The sequence below is a fragment of the Mycolicibacterium canariasense genome (genome assembly GCF_002101555.1).
Lineage (GTDB): Bacteria > Actinomycetota > Actinomycetes > Mycobacteriales > Mycobacteriaceae > Mycobacterium > Mycobacterium canariasense.
Genome location: NZ_LQOL01000087.1, coordinates 21,553 through 44,213, shown reverse-complemented (window position 1 = coordinate 44,213; position 22,661 = coordinate 21,553). Strand labels below are relative to the sequence as shown.

Annotated in this window: 20 protein-coding genes and 1 pseudogene; 5 read left to right on the top strand and 16 right to left on the bottom strand. The window is 65.8% G+C overall.

Going from position 1 to position 22,661, the window contains the following annotated elements:
- Window positions 1-92: 92 nt before the first annotated feature.
- Complete coding sequence (locus AWB94_RS30020) at window positions 93-992, top strand: aminoglycoside phosphotransferase family protein (protein WP_062658413.1); 900 nt, start codon at window positions 93-95, stop codon at window positions 990-992.
- 76 nt (window positions 993-1,068) lie between these two features.
- Here AWB94_RS30020 and AWB94_RS30015 read toward each other — a convergent pair whose 3' ends face one another.
- The 7 genes from AWB94_RS30015 to AWB94_RS29985 all read right to left on the bottom strand — a co-directional run bounded on the left by AWB94_RS30015 (window position 1,069) and on the right by AWB94_RS29985 (window position 8,551).
- Window positions 1,069-1,842, bottom strand: coding sequence for a GNAT family N-acetyltransferase (locus tag AWB94_RS30015; RefSeq protein ID WP_201029582.1), 774 nt, complete (start codon window positions 1,840-1,842; stop codon window positions 1,069-1,071).
- Window positions 1,843-2,185: 343 nt separating this feature from the next.
- Window positions 2,186-2,521, bottom strand: a complete 336-nt coding sequence (locus AWB94_RS30010) for an Imm51 family immunity protein (protein ID WP_062658375.1) — start codon at window positions 2,519-2,521, stop codon at window positions 2,186-2,188.
- A gap of 114 nt (window positions 2,522-2,635) precedes the next feature.
- Entirely contained in the window at window positions 2,636-3,778 is a 1,143-nt protein-coding gene (locus tag AWB94_RS30005; RefSeq protein ID WP_062658376.1) for a leucine-rich repeat domain-containing protein, read from the bottom strand.
- Window positions 3,779-3,881: 103 nt separating this feature from the next.
- Window positions 3,882-5,870: a GIY-YIG nuclease family protein gene (locus AWB94_RS30000; RefSeq protein WP_084395348.1), complete on the bottom strand. Its 1,989-nt coding sequence runs from the start codon at window positions 5,868-5,870 to the stop codon at window positions 3,882-3,884.
- 364 nt (window positions 5,871-6,234) lie between these two features.
- Window positions 6,235-6,963 carry an MBL fold metallo-hydrolase gene (locus AWB94_RS29995; RefSeq protein ID WP_062658378.1) on the bottom strand — a complete coding sequence of 243 codons (729 nt, stop codon included), beginning with the start codon at window positions 6,961-6,963 and terminating at the stop codon, window positions 6,235-6,237.
- Window positions 6,960-7,871, bottom strand: coding sequence for an alpha/beta fold hydrolase (locus tag AWB94_RS29990; protein WP_064961350.1), 912 nt, complete (start codon window positions 7,869-7,871; stop codon window positions 6,960-6,962). The genes AWB94_RS29995 and AWB94_RS29990 overlap by 4 nt, the downstream gene beginning before the upstream one ends.
- Complete coding sequence (locus AWB94_RS29985; protein ID WP_062658379.1) at window positions 7,868-8,551, bottom strand: HD domain-containing protein; 684 nt, start codon at window positions 8,549-8,551, stop codon at window positions 7,868-7,870. Before AWB94_RS29985 ends, AWB94_RS29990 begins: the two co-directional genes overlap by 4 nt.
- 100 nt (window positions 8,552-8,651) lie before the next feature.
- On the opposite strand from AWB94_RS29985, the gene AWB94_RS29980 reads away from it, so the two are divergent.
- Window positions 8,652-9,611, top strand: coding sequence for a GlxA family transcriptional regulator (locus tag AWB94_RS29980; protein ID WP_062658380.1), 960 nt, complete (start codon window positions 8,652-8,654; stop codon window positions 9,609-9,611).
- A gap of 139 nt (window positions 9,612-9,750) precedes the next feature.
- Here AWB94_RS29980 and AWB94_RS29975 read toward each other — a convergent pair whose 3' ends face one another.
- From AWB94_RS29975 to AWB94_RS29960, 4 genes are all read right to left on the bottom strand, one after another.
- On the bottom strand, window positions 9,751-10,260 hold the full coding sequence (locus tag AWB94_RS29975) for an NUDIX domain-containing protein (RefSeq protein ID WP_064961351.1): 510 nt from the start codon (window positions 10,258-10,260) through the stop codon (window positions 9,751-9,753).
- Between the two features lie 9 nt (window positions 10,261-10,269).
- Window positions 10,270-10,803 carry an orotate phosphoribosyltransferase gene (gene pyrE / locus AWB94_RS29970; protein ID WP_062658414.1) on the bottom strand — a complete coding sequence of 178 codons (534 nt, stop codon included), beginning with the start codon at window positions 10,801-10,803 and terminating at the stop codon, window positions 10,270-10,272.
- A gap of 142 nt (window positions 10,804-10,945) precedes the next feature.
- Window positions 10,946-12,073 carry an FAD-dependent oxidoreductase gene (locus AWB94_RS29965; protein ID WP_062658382.1) on the bottom strand — a complete coding sequence of 376 codons (1,128 nt, stop codon included), beginning with the start codon at window positions 12,071-12,073 and terminating at the stop codon, window positions 10,946-10,948.
- Between the two features lie 224 nt (window positions 12,074-12,297).
- Complete coding sequence (locus tag AWB94_RS29960; RefSeq protein WP_165605368.1) at window positions 12,298-13,215, bottom strand: HAD family hydrolase; 918 nt, start codon at window positions 13,213-13,215, stop codon at window positions 12,298-12,300.
- A 202-nt stretch (window positions 13,216-13,417) separates the two neighbouring features.
- Between AWB94_RS29960 and AWB94_RS29955 the strand changes: the two genes are divergently transcribed.
- Window positions 13,418-14,665 (top strand): KasA/KasB family beta-ketoacyl-ACP synthase, encoded by a 1,248-nt coding sequence (locus AWB94_RS29955; RefSeq protein WP_062658383.1) that lies wholly within the window; start codon window positions 13,418-13,420, stop codon window positions 14,663-14,665.
- 31 nt (window positions 14,666-14,696) lie between these two features.
- On the opposite strand, the gene AWB94_RS29950 is transcribed toward AWB94_RS29955, so the two are convergent.
- A complete protein-coding gene (locus AWB94_RS29950) occupies window positions 14,697-16,529 on the bottom strand; it encodes a fatty acyl-AMP ligase (RefSeq protein WP_062658384.1) in 1,833 nt (610 codons plus the stop codon).
- 383 nt (window positions 16,530-16,912) lie between these two features.
- On the opposite strand from AWB94_RS29950, the gene AWB94_RS29945 reads away from it, so the two are divergent.
- On the top strand, window positions 16,913-17,362 hold the full coding sequence (locus AWB94_RS29945) for an STAS domain-containing protein (protein WP_062658385.1): 450 nt from the start codon (window positions 16,913-16,915) through the stop codon (window positions 17,360-17,362).
- A 7-nt stretch (window positions 17,363-17,369) separates the two neighbouring features.
- On the opposite strand, the gene AWB94_RS29940 is transcribed toward AWB94_RS29945, so the two are convergent.
- The 4 genes and pseudogenes from AWB94_RS29940 to AWB94_RS29925 form a co-directional block, all read right to left on the bottom strand.
- The gene (locus tag AWB94_RS29940) at window positions 17,370-18,047 is read right to left on the bottom strand and encodes a PAS and ANTAR domain-containing protein (RefSeq protein ID WP_234811936.1); all 678 of its coding nucleotides are present in this window, start codon (window positions 18,045-18,047) and stop codon (window positions 17,370-17,372) included.
- An 86-nt stretch (window positions 18,048-18,133) separates the two neighbouring features.
- Window positions 18,134-19,975, bottom strand: coding sequence for a CheR family methyltransferase (locus AWB94_RS29935; protein ID WP_062658386.1), 1,842 nt, complete (start codon window positions 19,973-19,975; stop codon window positions 18,134-18,136).
- Window positions 19,976-20,021: 46 nt separating this feature from the next.
- On the bottom strand, window positions 20,022-20,777 hold the full coding sequence (locus AWB94_RS29930; RefSeq protein ID WP_062658387.1) for an STAS domain-containing protein: 756 nt from the start codon (window positions 20,775-20,777) through the stop codon (window positions 20,022-20,024).
- Window positions 20,778-20,821: 44 nt separating this feature from the next.
- Window positions 20,822-21,430 (bottom strand): annotated as a pseudogene (locus AWB94_RS29925) (chemotaxis protein CheB); the annotation flags it as partial.
- 310 nt (window positions 21,431-21,740) lie between these two features.
- Between AWB94_RS29925 and AWB94_RS29920 the strand changes: the two are divergent.
- Window positions 21,741-22,646, top strand: coding sequence for a helix-turn-helix transcriptional regulator (locus AWB94_RS29920; protein ID WP_062658389.1), 906 nt, complete (start codon window positions 21,741-21,743; stop codon window positions 22,644-22,646).
- The last annotated feature ends 15 nt before the right edge of the window (window positions 22,647-22,661 follow it).

The following is a 22,661-nucleotide window of genomic DNA, read 5'->3' as shown; positions in this document are numbered from 1 at the left end:
GTGTCGACTGGGCCATCTTCTGTACCGCTTGAACTCCAAGATGAAAATGAGTTGTTCACGCGGCAACGGTGTGTCACGCTGCCGCGGTGGAGATGCATCCCGATCAACTGACGGTCTCGCCGTTGGTAGTCGGGAAACTCATCGCTGAACAGTTCCCGCAGTGGGCGGGTCTCCCCATCCAGTCGATATCAGGTGCTGGCACGGTCAACGCCGTATTCCGAGTCGGTGGGCACGTCGTGGCCCGGTTCCCGCTGGAACCTAGCGATGGCATCGAAGCAGTGCGCCATGAGCTCGAGCTTGAGGCGGCTGCAGCAGCCGAGCTCAGAGGGCGCACCCCTGTTGCGACCCCGGTCGCGCTCGGGATCGGTGAACCCGGCTTTGGCTATCCGCTGCCATGGTCTGTCTTCACCTGGCTACCAGGCCAACCCGCCACCGCAGATAGCTGCTCTCAATCCGATTCCTTCGCAACGGATCTGGGGGCGTTCATTCTGGCCGTGCGCGCTATCGACACCCGCGGCCGAACCTACGATGGCAACGGACGCGGTGGGGACTTGGGCTCCTACGACGGGTGGATCGAGCTGTGCCTCGCCAACTGCGAAGGCCTGCTCGACGTCGCGAACTTGCGCGCGATCTGGGATCAGGTGCGTGTCCTACCTCGCGGCAACACTCCGGACGTGATGAACCATGGCGACCTCATTCCTCCCAATATCCTCACCGCCGATGACCACCTCATCGGGGTTCTCGACGTCGGCGGCTTCAAGGCCGCCGACCCCGCGTTGGACCTCGTCAGCGCCTGGCACCTGCTCGATGCCCCTCGACGTGAACTGCTTCGAAACCACCTCGGCTGTGACGAAGACGAGTGGCAACGCGGACGCGGATGGGCGTTCCAGCAGGCCATGGGCGCTGTCTGGTACTACGTCGACAGCAACCCCGCCATGAGCACGAATTCCCGTCGCACCCTCGAACGAATCCAGGCCGACATCGAGGCCTAACAGCGCCGGCCTCTCGGCCAAGCGAGACAGCGACGGATCCACGTCTACCGCTGACGAACTCCCCGGCACGCCCGTATCAGCGACGGAACTCGTAGGGAACCGTGTCCGTAATGTGTGTGAAGCCATACCGTTCCAGGATCTGTCGAGAGTCCGAGGTTGAATCGCTGTAGATGAGGGTCTTCCCCTCTCGCAGTGCCGAACGTGCGCGTGCGGCGGTCAGGGCGCGGTAGATGCCTCTTCCGCGCCACTCCGGACGCGTCGCGCCACCCCAGATTCCGGCAAACACGGTGCCGGGGACCGGATTCAACCGTCCAGCGCTGATAACTTCTCCGGCGGTCTCGGCGATCCAATACTCCGTCTCGTGGTCGCCGTCGACCTCCGCGAGTAGCTGCTCAAGGTGCGGCGGTTCACCGAAAACTTCTGACTGCATCTGAGCCATGCGCCGTATGTCACGTTCGGAATTGATTCGGCGCAGAAGGACTCCCTCGGGGACCGGAACTTCCACGGCCAGTGACTCCGCTGTGCCCACCATCACCGACTCCGCCACGCCGGGCACGAAACCGTGCTCAGTCAGCGCCGCCTCCAGGTCGGGGGCGTCGTCGTGACTTCTCGTCTTCCACTCCACCTCCACGACTTCAGGGTCGGACTCGAAGTGGGTGAGGGCACTTGCTACGAGTGATCTCGTGGAAGCGCTATCGGCGCCGGAAAGATCGCGATAGGTGACAAATCCACGACCCTCAGCGAAAGTCGCCAACCACAAAGGCCCGATCCGGGACACCGTGTGGGCACCCAGCATCTCCGCGCCTGTACGCAGCGAACCGTCATAGGCCACAAGGAAATCACCTGTCACCCACCGCAACCTACGGGCACGTCAGGGGTATTGCCAGGCATTTACCGACCAGTCGACAACATCGAGACCCTCATCGCAGCCCAAATTCGGAGGGGTGAAGGCCGGTAATCATGCTCCTCTCCCGACCAAGGCCATGATGTCTGACTAGTGCGCTTGTCCAGCTGGAGGTCGGGGTGGCGGTGACCTGCTCCCGAAGGAACGGGACGAGCAACTTGCTGACGCGTTCTGGCGCCCGAGGTGTGGCCAGTGTCCTGCTCCGTCGATCAGGTGGACGCTGGCGTTGGGCAGTGACTCGCGGTTACGGTCTGCGAATTTCGCTTGCGATGTCTCTTGGTAACGGCCGTTACGCGAAGAGGTCGTTCCCCGCGGCGTCCATGAGTGTGGCGATGGTGTCGGGGTTGTTGACCGCGGGGAGCATGAGGGCGTGCAGCTGGATGAGGCTGTCGCGGTCTCCGTAAGCGGCGAATGTTCCGGCCTCGGGATCGAATTCGATGGCGTCGGCTAAGGCTGGTTGGTGCTGACGTATCAGGTATCGGGCGACCGCAGTCCAAAAATGGCCGTTGGGGATGTGGCCGGCATCGTCCACGACATCCTCGACGGGCAGATACTCATCTGCGTTGAGCAGCAGTACGTAGTCGACGTCTTCGCTGTCGCCCTTGAAGAGTTCGAATGGTTCCATGAGCTCGGCGCTCCTTGTCTCCGGTGGCGGATGGTCGCATCCGGTTTGAGTCGTATTCCGCTGCGGCGCAGGGGGTTTCGTCAGCTGCTCCAGACGGCCTCGGGGCGGCCTGGATCAGCTGGTGTGCGCTGAGGGCAGCCCGCCGGTGTGGTGGTAGAGGGCGGCACGATAGTTGATGTAGGCGCTGTCGTAGCGCTTGCCAGGAAAGGGTGGGTTGGGGAACTGTTCGGCGACAGCGGTATAGACGGCGGTGGATTCACCGGGGGTCAGCGATGTCAGTGTGGGGTGGCCCAGGAATGGTGCGAAGGACTGGTTGGTGAAGGCTTTGGAGTAGGCCCACAGCCAGGTGAGGTTAGGCGCGGCGGCGAGACCGCTGATATCGACCAACGATTTCATCGATTCGATCGCCACAACCTGTAGGTGGGTGAGCCGGGACAGGTCGGGCAGGGCCGTGATATTGGGCAGCCCGCTCAATTCCAGGGCCCGCAGTCCGGTGCAGTCACTCAGTACTGCGAGGTCGGTGTCGGTGAGCTGCCGCCACTGCCCGATGTCGAGGAACTGCAGTTGGGGCAGGGTGGCCAGCGCTGAGAGGTCTGGTGGTTTCCCGGACCCGAGGGTGACTCGCTGGATGTTTGGTAGCCCGGTCAGGATGTCGAGGGTCGGCATTGCGGTGTTGTTGACGCTGATCCAGCGCAGCTCGCGTAGTTCGGCGAGCACGTCGAAGTCTTTTCCTCGGCCGATCGCTAAGACCCGCAGGTGAGGAAACCGACGCAACACGCTCAGGGAATGTTTGCGCTGCGTGGACCACGCTAGCCACTGCAGCTGATCGGAGAGGCAGTGCAATCCCTCAATGCTGGTCGCTCGCTCCGCGAAATTCAGTGCGGTGATGAACGGGACATGCTGGAGGAAGTCCAGGTCGGTACGGGGAATGAACGTGGTGTTCAGCCCGGTGATGTCGTGGGCGGCCATGAACGCCCCCAGCTGTTCCCACTGCGCCTCGGACAGGTCCGCGCGGGAGTCCAGCCGGGCACTGCGTGTGATCCCGCCGATCGCGTTCTGGTTGATGGAGATGTCGCAGCCGGGGAAACCCAGCTCGGCATCGAATTCATCGCGCACCTCCCGACTGGCAGCCTGGATCTGCGCGCGGCGGGATGCCGCTGTTGTCGATGCCTTCTCGAACCAGGCCAGCAGCGCATCGGGGTCATCGATGATCGCGCTGAGATCGTCCCCGTCCCCGTAGATGTCGTTGAGGCTCATCAGTGAAACCTACCTACATGCGTTCCGGGCATGTCCCGCCCGCCACACGATGATTCGTGGCGGGGTGACGCGTCCCGGGTTCGTCGTGGCATCAGGGGACAGCTCAGCCTTTCGGTTTGGGATGGTTTTGGCGGCTTTTGCTTCTCTTGGGTTTCTTATTTCTCTTGTTGTCCGAGGACTTGTGTGAGCTGCCGTTGTTGCTCTCCGATGACGAGGACCGGCTGCTCTGCTGGTTGGCCTCGCGTGCGCTGCTTTGGGCGTCCTGGCGCTGCTGGTCGGTGCTCTGCCGGGTACTGGCCTGCTGGATTTGGCGTTGATCAGCCGGCGAGGATGGACGCTGGTACTGCTGCAAGTGCGCATCGCGGGCCGCGTCGTAGACGCCGGCATTCCGATTCGTATCGCGGTACACCTTCTTCCTGTTGAGACCGACGCCGTTGTAGTTCTCATTCGGATTGGTCTTCGTGGTGTAGGTGTTGTGCCGATCGATCTCGTGTTGTTCGAGCCCGTTGAGCGCATCGGGGTCATCGGTGCGGTGCAGCACGTAGGCGCGATCACCAGCAGCGGGGTCGTAGCGCGCCGTGCCGGGCTTTGTGCTGGGTTTGAGACTGTCGCTGATGTGCTGGTTGAGCCGCTCATCGACATGGATCGACTGCCCCACGTACTTCGGCTCACCCTTGGCGTTGTAGATGACGTACACCCCGCCTTTGGGTTCAGGAGTGATCGCGTTGCAACCACACGGGCCTGCTGTTTCCGGGGAGGTCGCGACCGGAAGATCCGACGTTTTCGCCGGTGGCGCGTTAGGCGCTTTGGGGGTGTCGACGCCGGGCAGCGGTGGTTTGGCTGCTGTTGGTGCGGCGGTGATGTCGTTGGCCAGTTGCGTGGGTGGGGTGGGGGCCTCAGTGGCGGTGTCGATGACCTTCTTGGCGGCGTTGGCCACGTCGTCGGCGTGGGTGGCCAGTTCTTCGGTGGCCTTCTCGGCGACCTCTTTGACCGCGGCCTTGGCCGCACCTTGCGGGGTGACCATGGAGGCCACGCCCAGCACGTTCGACACGACACCGAGGGCTTGGTTGTCGGGGTTGAGGGCGGCGGCGAAATCCACACCCGCGGAGGCGATGTTGACCCCTGCCGAGGCGATCATCGCCGCCCCAGCCGGCCCACCGACACCGGTCAGTGCCATCGCGACCCCACCGACGAGCATCGCTGATTCCAGGGGGTGGGCTTTGACGATCCGGCCTACTGTCTGTGCCCCGGACACCGTGGCCGATGCTGCGGTGGATACCGCGGTACCGACCGCGCTGGCCGCACTGGAGATGGTGGAGGTGATCGAGTCGAACAATCCTGCCGGCACCGGGCCGCCGAGATGCAAGGGTGGGTCCACATAGACCGGCCATGCGGTGTCGGGGCGGGGGTCGAACACCTCAGCCAACAGATACAGCTGCGGGGCGACCCTCTTCACCACATACGACGACGGCACCAGTTTGCCTGTCGCATCACGGGTCTCGGCGGGGGAGAACATGCCGACGGTTTCGGCGGTCGGGGTGGCGCGGTTGATGGTCAGGTAGCCGTTGGTGTGGGCCAGCATCACCGTGTCGGCGGGGGTGCGCACGAAGGTGGTGACCATCCGCACCCCAGCAGGGCCTGCGATGCGGGCCACGGTGCGGGTGCCGGTGCCGGTGTTTTCGGCCAGGAAGTCAAATCCGGCGCCGGTGTCGGGGTAGACCAGCTGCCCACCTGTGGTGGTCTGGGCGGCGCCCAAACCAGCCGGGAGGACCACCTGCACCGGCCCGGCCGCGGTGTTCGAGGTCAACCCGGCCACCGGATCGGCCGGCAAACCCGATGACCGCTGCGCAGGTGTCAACGCCGAGGCAGGGATGGCCGTCGTGGTTGATCCGGTGAATGCCGCTAGCGCGGCGTCGGCAAACCGCTGTGCCGGCGAGGTAACCGATGCGCTGGCAGTCTCTGAGCGGCCAGAGTCGGTCAACCAGTGCTGCCCGCCGACGGTCAACGCGACCGTGACGACCAGCGCCACCGCCACCGGCCACCACCGACGTACAGCCCACCACGACCGGTCACCCGGCAGAAAATCCCCCACGACCCAATTCCCCCTACGTCATCAACATCGCCCGCCAGCTACGACGGGCATCTGAAAGGGGTAGTCGGGAACCAACACCAAAACCGAACGGTGATCTAGCTCACAGCAATCAATCCGTGTTGGTTGAAGGTGTGTTCACCGGCGGATGCAAACCCGCAAAGCATGGCCTTAAACAGCGGAAACGCTGGGCGCATTTACCTGACCCGCGCGTCATCGCCGCATGTCAGGCAACATTTCGTGCGCTAGGTCGAAGCGCTTCACGTACCGTTCCGCTCGCTCGACCGAGCAACAACCACGCGGCCCACCGATCAAGCAGAAGGACGTCATGGCCCACTGAGTCACGATTCGTTCCGCGCTCGCTGGTTTAGGCCGATTGCTTGCGAGGTTTTGTTCGCCGAGTGCGCTGGCGGTCAAGCCAGCGTTGGACGTTGCCGGCGGACATCGGGCCGCCGTGTCCGATGTGCAGCGTGTGCGGACCCAGGTTCAACGCAGCCTGCAAGCTGTCGAGAGCCTGGTCGGGGTCGTCATGAAACGGAGGATTGGAGGGTCGGTACTGCAGCAGGCCCAGGAAGCCCCCGGTCAGCATGTCACCGGCGATCAGGTCACCCTGGTCGAGCAGAACTGACACCGATCCCGGGGTGTGTCCGGGCGTATGGATTATGCGACCGTCGATGCCGTGCTCGGCGAGCGCGTACGCACCTGTCAGCAGTAGATCTGGCTGCAGAGGTCGGGTGACTTCGTTCGGTGGGGGAGTGCGGGTGAAGATGTGCCCGAAGACACCGATGGGCTGGCGTTTTGAGCGGTCGGAGTGTCCCGCCTGATACGTGGCCAGGTCGGCTTCGTGCGCTGCAACCGGAACACTGGTGCGGGCCTGGAGTTCCGCAGCAGCGCCGAAGTGGTCTACATGGCCGTGGGTAACGATGATCATCGCGAGATCAGTGGGATCGACACCGGCGTCGGTAATGCCCTTCCAGATGCGGTCGCCGCTGCTGGGCATGCCGCAGTCGACCAGGATAGGACGTCGCCCAATCAATAGGTACGTGTTGACGAGGTGGTCACCGAGGACTGGAATCTTGACGATCTGCGTTGTCATTTGGCGTAGCTCCCGTGTGCATCAACGGTTTTCAGGTCAGCAGGTGTCCTCGCGGGCGACTTCATCGCTTCCGGGGCGAAGGTCCTCGGGTGAGCCGCTGCGTGCCGTGGACGGAGACTGACTCGATGGGAAGCCAATTGGTCGGCAAGCGCCCGGGGCGCTTCCAGGGGGACCAGATGACCAGAATCGACGAGAACGTATGTGCGCGCCGGCGCGACGAACGGCTCGAGATGCTCGCGTAGAACCCCGACAGGTTCCACGCGGTCCTTGCTGCCGGCGATCACGACGGTGTCGACGCAGATCCGCCCTGCTGCCGTGGTGATGTCCTCGGCAATACCGCGTAGGGGCCATTCCGTCCGGGCCGCCGCCGTACCGGCCAGGCTGTCTTCGATGACTGCTGCACGCAACGCGGCCGTCAGTGCGTGTGCGGTCAGAACGTGATCGACGGCGCTGGCCACTGTTTCCGGGTTGTCGTAGGCGTGGGCGAGCTGCCGCTGGAACTGCGGCGTGATCGTGGGCGGCGGTTCGGGCGGCGCGGGTGCGACCAGGACCAAACCCGTAACTGCCGTCAGGTTTTCGGCCGCGACGAGTTGGGCAACTTTTCCGCCCATCGAATGCCCAACGAGTACGACGGCGGTGTCGAGTGCATTCACGACGGCGATTGCGTCTTTGGCCAGCTGCGCCAGGTCGAACGGTCCGGGCAAGGCGTTGGAGCGTCCCCAGCCGCGGTGGTCGTAGGACGCCACTGGCGTGCGCGGGTCGAGGTGAGCAAGCACCGGTTCCCACGTCCGGGCGCTGCCTCCCCAGTAGTGCAGAAACAACAGCGTCGGCCCCTGGCCAGACCGATGGTGCACCGTCAGCGATCCACCTGCCACCGGCACCCGCAGTTCGTCGAATGCGGAAGTCATGACTGGCTCTCGCTCACCGCGACGGGATGGTCGTTCCAGCCGGCTGCCTCGACGAGGTCCGGCCAGGTCAGCGATGACTGTGCGGGATACATCAATTCGTGCAGATGCGCGGGGAAGCTCATCGGCGGAGCCTTGGCCGGATTCCGATGTGCCTGCTCGGCGAGGACGGAGGCGAGGGCGTAGCCAAGGTCGTGGCGTGGCCACGCGGCGTGCACGCGGTCGGCGAACCCGGCCGGCAACTGGTGACGGTGAGTGCCCACGATGTCGGTCCCGATGCCCAGTTGCGCCAAGGCGGCGATGGGTCCGAACCGGTGAGCCAGGCCGACGCTGGTGTGCAATGCGATCGCCGTCCATGCAGTGTCGATCGCTGCGGCGTCTACTCCGTGGTCGTCGAGGAACTTCGCGGCAGCGTCTGCGCCGTCGACCTCGAACCGTTGACCGGTGTTTGCGTACTCGGTGGCGCCGAGGTCGTGCAGAACGCACGTGAGGAAGAGCAGCTCGTCGTCGTGATCAGAACTCTCTTCGAGCGCTGACAGTTCGCGTGCGAACAGGTAGCTGCGGACGGCGTGGTTGTAGATGAATTCGGGGGAGACGTCGTACGTCAGCTGGCGGGCGGCAGCGGCGGTCGGAGAATCAGGTAGTCCAAATCGTGCGGTGAGGGCATCGTCGGGGGTGGTCATTGGTCTGGTCCTTCGTCGAATGAGCGATATCCATCAACTGTGCGGCGGCGGCAGCACTCGCACTAGTGGCCAGATAGACAGGTATCGTTAAGATCTGGCCATGATCGTTGGCGTGCTGGGTTGCGAGCAGGTGTTGGGCTTCGAGCTCATGGTTCCCGGGCAGGTCTTTGGGATGGCCAACGCATCGTTGGCGGAGACCGGTCAAGACGCGCGGTATGACGTGCGTGTCTGTGCCGCCGGAGGATCCACCACTACCACCCTGGAGTGGGGCGCCGTCGAGATCCGTACGCCGTTTGGCCTTGACGAGGTGGTGGCGGCGGACGTCGTGATCGTTCCCGGGAAGCAGGACTTCCTCGTACCACCTCACCCAGACGTGATCGCTGCCTTGCGTGCGGCCTACGCCGCCGGGGCTCGTATCGGATCCATTTGTGTTGGAGCATTCGTCCTTGCCGCCAGCGGATTGCTGGACGGACGGACTATCACCACACACTGGCAGTGGGCCGACTCGCTGGCACGGCGGTATCCCGCCGTCACGGTCGATCCCTCCGCGATGTTCGTCGACGACGGACGAATCTTGACCTCAGCGGGCGTGGCTGCGGGCCTCGATCTGTGTTTGCATCTCGTCAGGCAGGACGGTGGGCCCGGTCTGGCAGATCGAACCGCGCGGCGCCTCGTCTTGCCGAGTTGGCGCGAAGGTGGTCAGGCGCCCTACATCGAATCGACTCGGCCGGAAGATGATTCACTACAGGCAATCGTCGAGTGGATGGAGGAGAATGCACTCGAGCCACTGGACCTGGGCAGCATCGCTCGGCATGCGTCGACGAGCGTACGCAGCCTCAACCGTCATTTTCGAGCGCGTCTTGGTATCACGCCGACCCAGCTTCTGCTGCAGATGCGCATCGATCGCGCGCGCCGCTTACTGGAGTCCACCCACCTGCCGATGGACCGGATCGCCGAGCAATCCGGCTTCGCAACGCAGGCGTCGCTGCGCTACCACTTCGTCCGCAGCGTCGGTATCCCGCCCCAGACCTACCGCACCACTTACCACGAAAGTCGATGAGCGCGAACGGGTTACTGTCTGAAACCGTTCGCGCCCAACGACATTCGAACGACCAGCGCTGGGATGGCTCAGATTACTACTTCCGGCGAGGACGAATCCTCGCAGGTCAGGAGGCAACCACACTGGGGGGCAGTCCCAATCACAGGCCCACCCTTACCGGCGTCGGCGGCGGCCCGACGGTCAGCAGTGACGACAGAAGAGTGGGCAGAGCTCGTGGAGAGAAGAGGACGCCGTGGTGGTGGGCGGTCGTGATGTCGGCCAGCGACCACCATCGCTGGGTGAGTATGCCCTCAGCGTCGGGATGACCCGCTGCGTCGGTATCGACGCCACTCTCCGGTTCGAAGGCGGCGACTCGAATCAAGAAGTAGAAGTTGACGACGCCGGTGTAGCCGTGGGGCTGCATCTCGGACAGCTCCGCAGTCTGCACCCACACCAACTGAGCTCCATGACTGGGATCAAGGACAAAGCCGGTTTCTTCGAACAGTTCGCGACGCAGAGTATCGGCCGGTTCCTCGCCGGTCTCAATTCCCCCTCCGGGGCCAACCCACACGGACCGTCCGACACTGATGCGATGCTCCAGCAACAAGATTCGATTGTTCTCGTCAATCAAAAGGCCTCGACACGATCGACGAAGAGCCGGGTCATGCATCCACTAACGTTACCGTGGGCGGGCCGCGTCCAAATCCGTGCGAGTGAGTACAGCGTGAACGGCAAGGTCCACATCAACGAGGGCAGAGGGTGACCCGTCGCTGCGATCGATGGCGCACACGACAGACGTGACGTGCGCGCCCTGGGCGCGGAGCGACAACGCGGCCTGTCGAACCGCGCCTCCGGTCGTGATCACGTCTTCGATCAGCGTGACCGTTCGTCCGACGATGTCGACCACTCCCTCGGCTACGCGGCGGGTGCCGTACTCCTTCGCTTGCTTCCGGACGAAAAGTGCAGGTAAACCCGTCATTTGGCTGACCACGGTCGCCAGCGGGACTCCGCCCAGTTCCAGACCACCGACGAGGTCGGTCCCAGCCGGAAGTAAAGAGACCATCGCCGCCGCCACCCGATTGAGTAGCTTCGGGTCCGACTCGAAGAGGTACTTGTCGAAATACTCCTCCGACGTCAGCCCTGATCGCAGGGTGAACGTCCCCGACAGACGGCAAGCAGCGTCAATATCGGCGGCCAATTCACTTGTATTCACCGTGCCATCGTCGCACCGGCGGTGAGCGATACTCCAGTCCAACGCCCCCACGCCGTGAGAACCGCGGGCCGATACGCGTTACCCCAAGGACAGGATCCAAGCCGTTCTGCTGCCGCCTAGTTGGTCTGGCCCTTCTTACCGTCTACGTGAGCAGCCCGGCGAACAGGTCGACGGCACTGCGCGGCGCGTCAGGCCCGAAGAACTGCTGCAGGTTACTTGCACTCCGTTGGGCCACCTCAGCACTGCGCGGGAAGAGCGCGTCCTCATACGCAGACAGCGCTTCCTCGATATGACCAGGGTGCGCGACGATCTCCGCGGCCAGCGCCGCGCCGTCGAACATCGCGAGATTGGCACCCTCCCCGGCGAACGGTGACATCAGATGTGCAGCATCGCCGATCAACGTCACACCGGGTACCCGCTCCCAGCGATGCGTTATGGGTAACGCGTAGATGGGGCGCAGCACGGGATCGCTGATGTTGTCGAACGCCAGCGCGGTCAGCGCGGGAGCCCAGTTCTCGAAGCGCCGCTTGATCATTGCCCGCATGCCCGATGGGTCACCGGTGTCGACAGATGTCATCAGCTCGAGCGGTGCGTTGATGGCGACGTAGCCGCTGAGCGTGCCGTCGGCGTTGTGGTGGGCCAGGATGCCCTGCCCGGGCGCCACCGCCATGAGCGTGCCGCGCCCGATGAGTGCGGCGCCTTCGCGGGACAGCAGTTGCCCGGGAGCAGAACCAACCTTGACGAAGCAGGTGCCGGTGTAGACCGGAGCGACACTCGAGACGCTTCGTCGCACTTTCGACCAGGCGCCGTCAGCTCCCACGACGAGATCCGCGGTAATCGAGGATCCGCCGACGAAGTTCACCTGGGGGCGCCGCCCCGGAGTGGTGATCACGCCGATCGCCTTGCGTCCCCAGCGGATCGTGCCCTCAGGGAGCGAGGCAATCAACATGCTGCGCAGCTCGCCGCGGTCCACCTCGGGCCGGGTCCCCAGGGGGCTGCCCGGCCAGTCGAACACGATGGTGCCAGCGCGATCGGTAATGCGCTTGGCGTCGTGTCCCGGTCGGATGAGGGCTCGGAACCCGTCGAACACACCGGCGTCGCGCAATGCTGCCTGCCCTGTGTGGGAATGGATGTCGAGCAGGTCACCCTGGGTACGCGCTGCGGCCGATTCTTCAGCCTCGTACACGGTGGTGGTGACGCCTTGACGGTGCAACGTGCAGGCCAGTACCAGGCCTCCCAGCCCGGCTCCGACAATGGCTATCGATGACATTCAGCGCTCCTCTTTCACGGCTCGACAGGCATCGAGCCACTCATGAAAAGACGCTGGGCAGCTGAGATCGACGGCCTCAGCACCGTATCGACGACCGGTGACCGGCCGCTTTTCGCGACGCCATCACGATACCGGATTTTTCAGGCAGAGACGCGAACTGAACCGGCGCCTTCTTCAGAAGCGAGACACGATGGGCGCTTGAGTAATTCCGCTGCAGGAGGCCCTCACCGAAACCACTGCGACAGGGCGATGGCCAGTCCGTCCTCGATGCCTGGAGGACAGACTTGGTCGGCGGCCGCCCGCACCTGAGCCGGCGAGTGGCCCATGGCCACTCCGTGGGCCGCCCAGGCGAGCATTTCCAAGTCGTTGACGCCATCACCGACGGCCAGCGTCTCCGAAGCCAGTACTCCCAAATTCGCGCGCAGACGTTCCAGCATCGCCGCCTTGCTCACGCCTGCGGCAGTCAGATCAGCCAGCGGCTCATCTGAATAACAGCAGCACCGGACTCCGGGGATGTCTACGTTCGCCAAGGCAGCAGCCAAAGCCGATCCGCTACGCCCGGGCCAATGCACGGCCAGCCGCGTGGTGGACGCGGCCGCCAATTCGTCGTCACCAACCAACTCCACTAGCCCGAAATGCATGTCCGCGTCGTCAACCCGGTCGGTAGCCAGCACGCCCAAGCCGGGGCGCTCGGCCACGAAGACAGCACCCGGCAGTCGCGTGCGCAAAATTGCAATGGGGTCGCGTAGATCGAATATCACCTGCTCGACGACTCGCCCGGTGCCAGCGTCGATGAGAACCGCCCCATTGGAGCAGATGGCGAAGCCCGCACAGATATCGAGTTCACGTAGAAACGGCAGAGTCGCCGGAGAAAGCCGGCCTGTGCACAGCACCAAATGCGTTCCCGACCCGACGACGGCGCGCACAGCCGCTCGGGTGGCTGAGCTGATCGTTTCGTGTGCATCGGGATTGGTGTCCGACGCGCTGTGCAAAGTGCCGTCGATGTCAAGGGCCACCATCTGCGGGCGGCCCGAGGCAAAGATCACCGCTGCCAGCCTGGCGTCACTAACCCATGATGCTGCGCCGCCGGGCACCGTGTCATCTTCACACTCACCGGGCGAACCTGCCGCATCGTCCGTCAAGCGACGGATCTTCGTCCGACCGCCGCCAGAGCCTGGGTGCCACCTGTGGATCTGCGCTAACGTCAACTTCGACGTGCGATAGCGGGTGTCGAACCTGCCGAGGACGTAGATGCGGTCCAGCCCCGTGGCCGCTCCGTCGCAGCTCGGCATCCGCTGTGATCGGGTTTCGGTTCAGCCGACCCACCGGCCTGGGGAGAGCAACGTGGCGTTGAATGCAAACGTCCGATTTCACGATGTCGTGGTGACCGGCTTCGCCTCCACGACGGCGATCGCCGCCGACGCCGAGCAGACCTGGACGGCGTTGTTGGCCGGCGGCAGCGGTATCGAGAAGCTGGACTATCCGTTCATCGAGCAATTCGGGCTGCCGGTGCACATCGGCGGACCGTTGCGCGAAGACATCGCCAGCCAGGTCAACCGCGTGGAGGCCCGCAGGATGACCCGCGTGACCCAGATGGCGACGCTGCTGAGCCGCCGTGCCTGGACCCACGCGGGCGCCCCGGAGATCGACGCCCGCCGGCTGTCGGTGGCGATCGGTCAGGGCTATGGCACCACCCACGACATGGTCGAGTTGTACGACGACTGGCAGGTCCGCGGCATGCGCGCCGCTTCGCCCCTGACCGTTCAGATGCACATGCCCAACGCGGCCGCGGCGGCCGTGGGGCTGGAACGGAAGGCGAAGGCCGGTGTCATCACCCCGATGGTGGGTGATGCCTCGGGTACGGCGGCCATCGGGGAAGGCTGGCGCCTGCTGGCGCTCGGCGAGGCGGACATGGCGATCTGCGGGGGAGTGGAAAGCGGTATCGAGGCAACGCCGTTGGCGGCCTTCATTAACGCCGGGTGGCTCTCGACCCGCAACGACGATCCGGAGGGGGCGTGTCGGCCCTTCGACCGCGATCGGGACGGGACGGTGCTCAGCGAGGGCGGTGCGCTGCTGGTGATCGAGACCGAGGAACACGCGAAATCCCGTGGGGCGCAGATCTTTGCACGCGTCTTGGGCTATGGCCTCAGCTTCGATCCGTCCGAGCAGGGCACCTCCGACCCGACGGGTGAATCAGAGGGCGAGGCGATCCAGCGCGCGCTGCGCTCGGCCGGCTTGGCGCCCGCCGATGTCGACCACGTCAACGCACACGCGACGGGCACCCGGGACGGCGACCGATCGGAAGCCGCCGCCATCCGATCGGTGTTCGGAGCCCATCATCCGGCCGTCTACGCCCCGAAGGCGGCGTTCGGGCAGTCCATGGGCGCCGCCGGCGCCATCGAGGCGATCGTGACGGTACAGACCTTGCGCGACAGCGTGATTCCGCCGACGCGCAACCTGCACCAGCTCGACCCGGAATTCGATCTGGACGTCGTCTCCGGGGAGCCGCGCCGGGGTGACTATCGCTGTGCGGTCAGCACGTCGTTCGGCATCGGTGCCGTGAACGCCGCAGTGGTGTTCGGCCGGTACTGAGCCCGGTCGTTGCGATACTCCCGCAGGCGATTCAGCGGTCGAACTTACCGGCCAGATACTCGGCGCGGCATGCGTTGCGGGCCAGCTTGCCCGATGTGGTGCGCGGGATGACCCCGGCGGCGACCATCCGGATGTCGGCCGCGCGGACCTGGTGTCGCCGTGCCACCGCGGCCCGGATCGCGTCGACGATGGGCCCGGGTTCGGCGCGTCCCGACCCGGCGGCGCGCTCGGCGACGACGACCAACTCCTCACCGGACACCCCGGGCACCGAGAACGCCGCGACATAGCCGGAACGCACCGCGGGTGAGGAGGCGCTGACCGTGGTCTCGATATCGGTGGGGTAGTGGTTGCGGCCGTCCACGATGATCATGTCCTTGATCCGGCCGGTGAGGTACAGCTCCCCGTCCAGATAGACACCGAGATCGCCAGTGGCAAGCCACAATCCGTTGTCCACCACACCGTCGGCGTGGCTGCCGTCGCGCAGGCGGGTCTGCAGCTTGTTGCCGAACACGCGCAGGGTCTCATCGGCCCGGCCGAAGTAGCCGCGCCCGACGTTGTTGCCGTGCAACCAGATCTCGCCGACCACACCGTCGGGCTGCTCCTCGCCGTCGGCGTTGGCGATCACCGCCCACTGGTTGGGGATCGGCTGCCCGCACGAGACATGCGCGACGGCACCTTCGGCGTCGGCGTCGACCACCACCGCGCGGCCTTCGTTGAGCTCACCGCGGTCCAGGTACACCGCGGCGGCCGCGGCCGACGGCGCGATGCTGGCCACCGACAGGGTTGCCTCGGCCATGCCGTAGGACGGTTTGATCGCCGTCACCGGCAGCCCGTACGGGGCGAAGGCCGCCGTGAACTTCTCGATCGAGGACATGGTCACCGGCTCGGAGCCGTTGAGCAGTGTCACCACGTTGGAAAGGTCCAGCTCGTCGCCTTGCGGCGGCAGCCCTCGCTCGGCGGCCAGCTCGAACGCGAAGTTGGGCGCGGCGGCCAGGGTGCGCCCGTGGGCCGACTCGCTGCCCAGGGCCTTGATCCATCGATACGGGCGGCGGACGAAGGCCATCGGGTCCATCAAGGTGATGTGCGCGCCGCACAACGCCGGGAACATGATCATGATCAGGCCCATGTCGTGATACAGCGGCAGCCAGCTCACGCTGCGGATGCTCATGTCCAGATCGCCGGCCAGGATCATCTGCAGCACGTTGGTACAGACATTGCGGTGGGTGATCTCCACGCCGGCCGGGGTGCGGGTGGATCCCGAGGTGTACTGCAGGTAGGCGATGTCGTCGGTCTCCAGCTCGACCGGGGTGAAGGTGTGGGCGACGGCATCGGGTACCGCGTCCACGGCGATCATCCGGGGCCGCTCGGCGGCCGGCAGCGTGCGCAGGAAGTTGCGCACCGCCTCGGAGCCGGCGGTGGTGGTCAGCACGACGGTGGGTTTCGCGTCGGCCAGGACGGCGGCCAGCCGCTCGGCATGCCCGGCCAGGCTCGGCGCGAACAGCGGCACCGCGACGTTGCCGGCATGGATCGCCGCGAAGAACGCCGCCACGTAGTCGACGCCCTGCGGGGCGAGGATGGCGACGCGGTCGCCGCGTGCGGTGACCTGCTGCAGCCGCGCGCCCACCGCACCGACCTTCGCCCAAAGCGCGTTCCAGCTGAGCTCGACAACCCGGCCGTCGGCGTCCTGGGAGTAGTCGAGGAACCGGTACGACGGGGCGTCCCCGTAGATGGCGCGGTTGCGGTCCAGGAAGGAGGTCAGCGTGACGCCGTCGGGTATGACGATGGTGCCGTCGGCGCGCACGTAACCCTCAATGCTCGCCGCGGCGTTTTCAACGATGTTGCCACTCAAGGCTTCCCGACCCATAGCACAAATATAGTAGCAGCGCTAACTATTCGGAGAATCGTGGAGTCATGGGAGTTCTCACTCCGATGCTCATCTGTGACATGTACCGCATGCGCAGCCAGACTACCGGCGCGCGGTTTCGTTTGTCGGACACGTCGGGGCCGGGCGGTCGAGGCGTGCCGGGCAGGCAAACGATCGAATGGTGCGGGATCGGTATGCCTACCAGCTCAGCGCCCGAACCCGCGGATGTCCGCAAACCGAACACTGACCACGGACATTAGCGATCTGTGGTCCACGTCACTACCATGGGGGCGGTTGAGCCAACAGCTTGCTTGAGAGCACTCGACGTGCGGACCGGCGGCTGAGTCACGGCCCGGGCGTCGCCGAAAGTCAGGGAGTGGCACATGGCACTGACGCGAACAACGGACAACGGACGCCGCCGCGGCCCCGTCCGCGCGGACACCGTCCTCACCATCGACACCCAGTGGTACGACCCCGCCGTGACGGTGGTGACCGTCGGCGGTGTCGTCGACGCCGCCAACGTCGACGGCCTGATCGACACGGTGCTGGACCGGGCGATGCTGTGCTGTTCGATGATCGTGGACATGCGGGGTGTCCGGTACCTTGCGGTCTCCGGGTTCGAGGCGCTGCGCCTGCTCGACGCCCGCTGCGCGCTCGCCGACACCCGGTGGACGGTGATTCCGTCTCCGGCGGTCCGGCGTTTGCTGCGCCGCTTCGACCCGACCGGCCAGGTGCCCACCACCGCGTCCCTCGAGCAAGCGTTCGCCGCGGCCGAACTGCATGTGCCCATCGTTCAGTTCGCCGGCGCGGACGATGACAACAGAACCGCCTGAGTCGACCTCAGTTCTGCGCGGCAGATTCGTCGGTGATCGCACCGGCCCGCCGCGGCCGGCCGGCGGCAGTGAGCCAATCGTCGAAAACCGTTGCGGCGGTGTCGGTCAGCAGCGGGGCGCCGAAGGCCTCGGCCTGCTCCACCAGCCGCGCGGCGAGGTCGCGCAACTTGACGTTGGAGTTCTGCGACACCGTGGTCAACACGCGGAAGGCCTGCTCCGGCGTCAGCCCGTAACGGAGCATCAGCATGCCGACGGCCTGATTGATGGCCGCCCGGCGGCGGGTGATCACCGCAAGTTCGGCGGTGACCTCCTGCTGGATGTCGGCCTGGAAGCCATCGGTGATGTCCACATAGAAACCGGCAGTGCCGGCGTGGGTGCCGTCCGGCCCGACGATCCGGTCACCGACGACCACGACCAGCCTGGTGCGGCCTGCCGTATCCACGATGCGGTGCCTGCTGCTGAACGCGGCCCCGTGCCGGCGCACGTTCTCCAACAACTCGGCCACGGTCGTGCGATCGTCGGGATGCTTGTGCGCCAGCATCAATTCGGTCGTCGGCGTCACGGTGCCCGGTTGATATCCGTGCATCACCGCCACCTCGTCGGACCACTCCCAGGTGTCGGAAGCGGCGAGGTAACGAAAGCTGCCCGCATGGGGCATCCGGTTTGCCGGCCCGTCGTCGACCACGGCTCACGGTAAAACGGACAGCGGCTCCGAGACGAACCAGGCGCGACGGCTTTTCGCTCCGCGGATAGCGCCGTACGCCGGGCGCACTACTCGAGGACATCCATGAGCAGCAGCGCGCCGCGCACACCGTCCCCCGCCGTGCGGAACGGTGAGCATGTCACCCGCACGCGGGTAGGCCGCCCGCGCCGGTTGATCGCGTCCAGGACCACCTCACCCGTACTGTCCGGGTCCACGAATGCGGTGCCGACCAACGGTCGCACCTCGTGCACCGGCAGCCCGATGTCCAGGGCAGTCAACACCACGCCGGCCGTCTCGTCGGCGCGCACACCCCAGAGCTCCTCGCAGCCGCGGTTCCACACCACGACACGCATCTCGCGGTCCACCACCACCACGCCGAGCCGGATCGAGTTGACCATGGCCTCCATGAACGTGCGGGCGTCGTCCAGCTCCAGGCTGCGCTCACGCAGCGTGTCGTTGATGGTGTGCAGCTCATCGTTGATGGACTGCAGCTCCTCGTTCATGGTCTCGAGTTCTTCGTTGGTCGACTGCAGCTCCTCGTTCGTGGTTTCCAGTTCTTCGACGGTGGACTGCAGTTCTTCGTTGGTGGTCTCGAGTTCTTCGTTGGTGGACTGCAGCTCCTCATAGGCGGTTTCCAGCTGCCGGTTGGTCTGCACCACCGTGTCCAACAAGGCCCGCGTCGCGGTCACGTCGAAGAACACCACCGAGACACCCAACAACCCGTTGTCGGCGTCGACCAGCGGGTTCACGTGGATCTCGAACCACACGGTGTCCGTCCCGGGGCGCTGCCACTCGACATCCTGGATCCGGGCCGAGCGCCGGTCGACCTTGGCTTGCTCGATATATGTCTGGAGCTCCACCGGACGGTACGCGACTTCCAGATCCCGCAGCAGACGGCCGACATCGCGGCCCGACAGCCCGAAGAAGGTTTCGGCCTGCTGGTTGATCATGGCGACCGTGTCATCGCCGGTGACCACGATCTGGGGCACCGGGCTGGCTCGAAAAGCCAGATCCCGCACCGTTGTCAGCCCCTTCAGTTCGCCGTGCCGCTCGTAGAGCGCGGCCGCCGGATCGAACCGCTCCGGTCCCTGGTGTGAGCCGACGGACTTACGGAAGATGCGGTTCTTCAGGTCGAACGGGGTGAAGCGGTCACTGTGGCTCATCAGCATCTCGGCGTGACCGAGGAACAGCGTGCCCTTGGGGGCCAGCGCAAAGTGCAGGCGGGCGAGCACATTGCGCTGCGTCTCCGCGTTCAGGTACATCAGTGTGTTGCGGCACACCAGCAGGTCGACCCGGGAGATGGGGGCGTCGCGGACCAGATCGTTGCGGCCGAAGATCACGGCGCGGCGCAGGTCCTTGTGGAATACGTAGTGGCCGTTGACCTGATCGAAGTATTTGACCAGCAGATCCGGCGGTACCGACTCGATCGCCCGCACTTGGTAAGAGGCAGCCCGGGCCTCGCTGAGTGCGTGCTCGTCGACATCGGTGGCGTAGATCTTGACTCGCTGGCGGAAGGCCTGGTGACCGAGCGCCTCGGCCAGCAGCATGGCCAGGGTGTAAGCCTCCTGACCGGAGGCACAGCCTGCGCTCCACACGCGGATGAGGTCGTCGGGCCCCCGCTCGGCGAGCAGCTGTGGGATGACGTCCTCCTGCAGGCGCTGCCAGGCCTGCGGGTCGCGGAAAAAGGCCGTCACGTTGATCAAGATGGTGTTGAACAATGCCGCGAACTCGTCGGAACTCGCCTGCAGCACATCGAGATACTCGTCGAACGTGGACGAGCCGGCCTGATCCATCCGGTGTCTGACCCGGCGCATCAGGGAGGCGCGTTTGTAACCGGTGAAGTCGAAGCCGCGGGAATCGCGCAGGTAGCGAAGCAGGGCCTCGAACGAGTCGTCGGTACGGGCTTCCATCGGCGTGCCGTTCGGTCGGTTGGCTGTACCGGAACACTACCCGCGGCTACAACACGTTCTCGGGACCTATGACGGCCCACACCGTCTTCCCGGACAGGGTCGGGATGGAACCCCAGGTTCGGCTCAGCGCCGCTACCACCGCCAACCCGGACACCGGACTGGTCCCGGCGCGCGGGTGCTCCGTGCGCTGCGCCGGGGTCGGGCTAGCGTCCTCGACGGCCACGGTGATCCGGTCACCGTCACATTCCAAGATGAGCGCCGGCTCCGAATCGGTGTGCAGCAGTACGTTTTCCACCAATTCCGAGGCGATGGTCGCGGCCAACGGGATCATGGCTGCGCGAGACCAGGACGTCAGCCAGGCCTCGACAAGTCGGCGGGCCCGCGCTGAGCTGCTCATGACCGCCGGCAGCTGAGCCCTGGCCCGCTGCCTGCGCCGGTGCTCGTCGGCATCGTAGGCGGTGCGGGCACCGTGCACCGTGCGGTACACCGGTACGTAGCGGGTGATCCCGTTGCGCCGCAGCGTGTCGCGGACATCGGTGTCGGCGCAGACGAGCACGATCGGGATGTCCGGCCAGGTGCTGACATGCCAGCGGGCGCTGGTGAACACCGACCACGCGGACTCGGCGGGCACCCGCAGCGCGTCGACGTCGACGATCACGACGGGCGGCTCGTCCAGGGCTGCCTTGATGACGACATCGCGCAACTCGCGGTAGGTGGATCCGTCCAACGTTCCGGCGCAGGCCAGCGTGTAGTCACCGCGCCCACCGGCGGTGGGTCCGTGGATGCGCAGCGATCCGGTCATCGGTCCGGAGGCGGGTCGAGGCGGATGCGCTGCACCGTGCTGTGGTCGGGGCCGATGGCCGGTCGGCCGATGTCGCGGTGGGATGACTGAGCGAGCAATGCGCCGATGTCGCCGGCGTCGGCCTGGTGGTCGAGGGCGCCGGCGGCCAGCGCGGTGGCCGGCATGGCCGGGAAGGCAGCGTCGTCCGGCGATTGGGCGATGGTGGTGCCGCCGCGTGACCGGATCGCCTTGAGCCCCAGGACGCCGTCGTCGAGCACCCCGGACAACAGAACCCCGATGGCGTCGACGCCGAATTCCAGTGCAGCCGAACGGAACAACGCGTTGATGGCGGGTCGGTGGCCGTTCTCGGCAGGGCCGCGGCCGAGCACCGTCAGATGGTCGTGCACCAACAGGTGCCGGCCGGGAGTGCAGACGTGGATGCATCGCGGGAGAAGCGGACCGCCGTCGGTGGCGGTGACGGCCGGTAGTGGACCGGCCCGGTCCAGGATGCGCGCCAGCACGCTCGGTGCGCCCGCCGGCATGTGCAGCACCACCAGGACCGCGAACGGGAGGTCGGCGGGTAGCTTGGCGGCCATCTGGGTCAGCGCCTCGACGCCACCGGCCGAGGCGCCCACCGCTACCACGCCCTGCAGTTGGCCGTGGTCGGCGATCATGCGCACCCGCTCCTTGCGACAGTGTCCATACTCTCGTTCCCGGTTTGCCGGCGTGACGGCGAAATGCCTGTCCCGCGAACCGGTCCAACCACGGCGTACCCGGTGCTGCGGAGGCAAAACCAGACGCGCCGCAGTGGGCGGTATGCTGACTCGGTCCGGCTGAGCAAAAGCCGTCCCGGTTCCGTTCGCCTCGCGCGGGCGCAGGACCGGTGTCAACTGGCCCAGACTTGTCAGAGCGGACTGAAACGTGAACGGGATTTCCGGCGTCAGTGCCATCGGAGCGGCACCGCCGCCTACGGGCAGGCGGACGGTGCCGACCTTGATCGCCGCCGAGCAGGTCCAGATCCACGACATCCACGACGGTTCCCTGCGTGTCGAGGGTCCGCCCCCCGGGCACGGGTTGCGGCATCAGCGCAGTACCGCTCCCGGGTTCGCCGTCGACGAGATCACCGTGCAGCGCCGCGCCCGTATCGTTGCCGCGCCCCGGGCCGGGGTGATGATCGGGAACCTGCTCGACGGTGCCGGCCGACTATCCGGCGGTGCCGCGGTACAGCTCGGCCGGCCGATGCTCGGGCATGCCGGTCGGGGCTGGTCGTTACAGGTGGATACCGGCACGGTGCAGGTGATCACCGTAGAGGAATGGTTGCTGCAGCGGACGGCGGACGAGCACCTCTCCCGGCGCGGGGAAATACTGCGCGCACTGGAGGCCGCCCCGGCCACGCCGGCGCTCACCGAAGCCTGGACGCGCACGGTCAACTACGTCGTCGAGATGCTGGTCGGGGGTGGTCCGCATCCGGTGGTGGACGCCTCGGGCCGGGCCCTGGCGGCGGCGGCACTCTCCTGTTTCGCGCCGGCCGATTCGGCCGACGTACCCGCGCTGCACGATCCCGGTCTGCCGATGCCGTTGCGGCGCGCACTGTATTTCATCGCCGAGAATGCGCGTGACGAGATCGGCGTGCAGGAGATCGCCGGAGCGGTGCACCTGTCACCGCGCGCCGTGCAGTACCTGTTCCGCAAGCACCTCGGCGAGACGCCGACCGAACACCTGCGCCGATTCCGGCTGCAGCGAGCCCATCTCGACCTGACGGCCGCCCATCGGGGTAGCACGACGGTGTCCGAGGTGGCCCGGCGGTGGGGATTCAGCCATACCGGACGCTTCGCGGTGCTCTATCGCGAGACTTACGGTGTCAGTCCGCACGTGACGTTGCGCGGTTAGTGAAAGGGTGTGCAG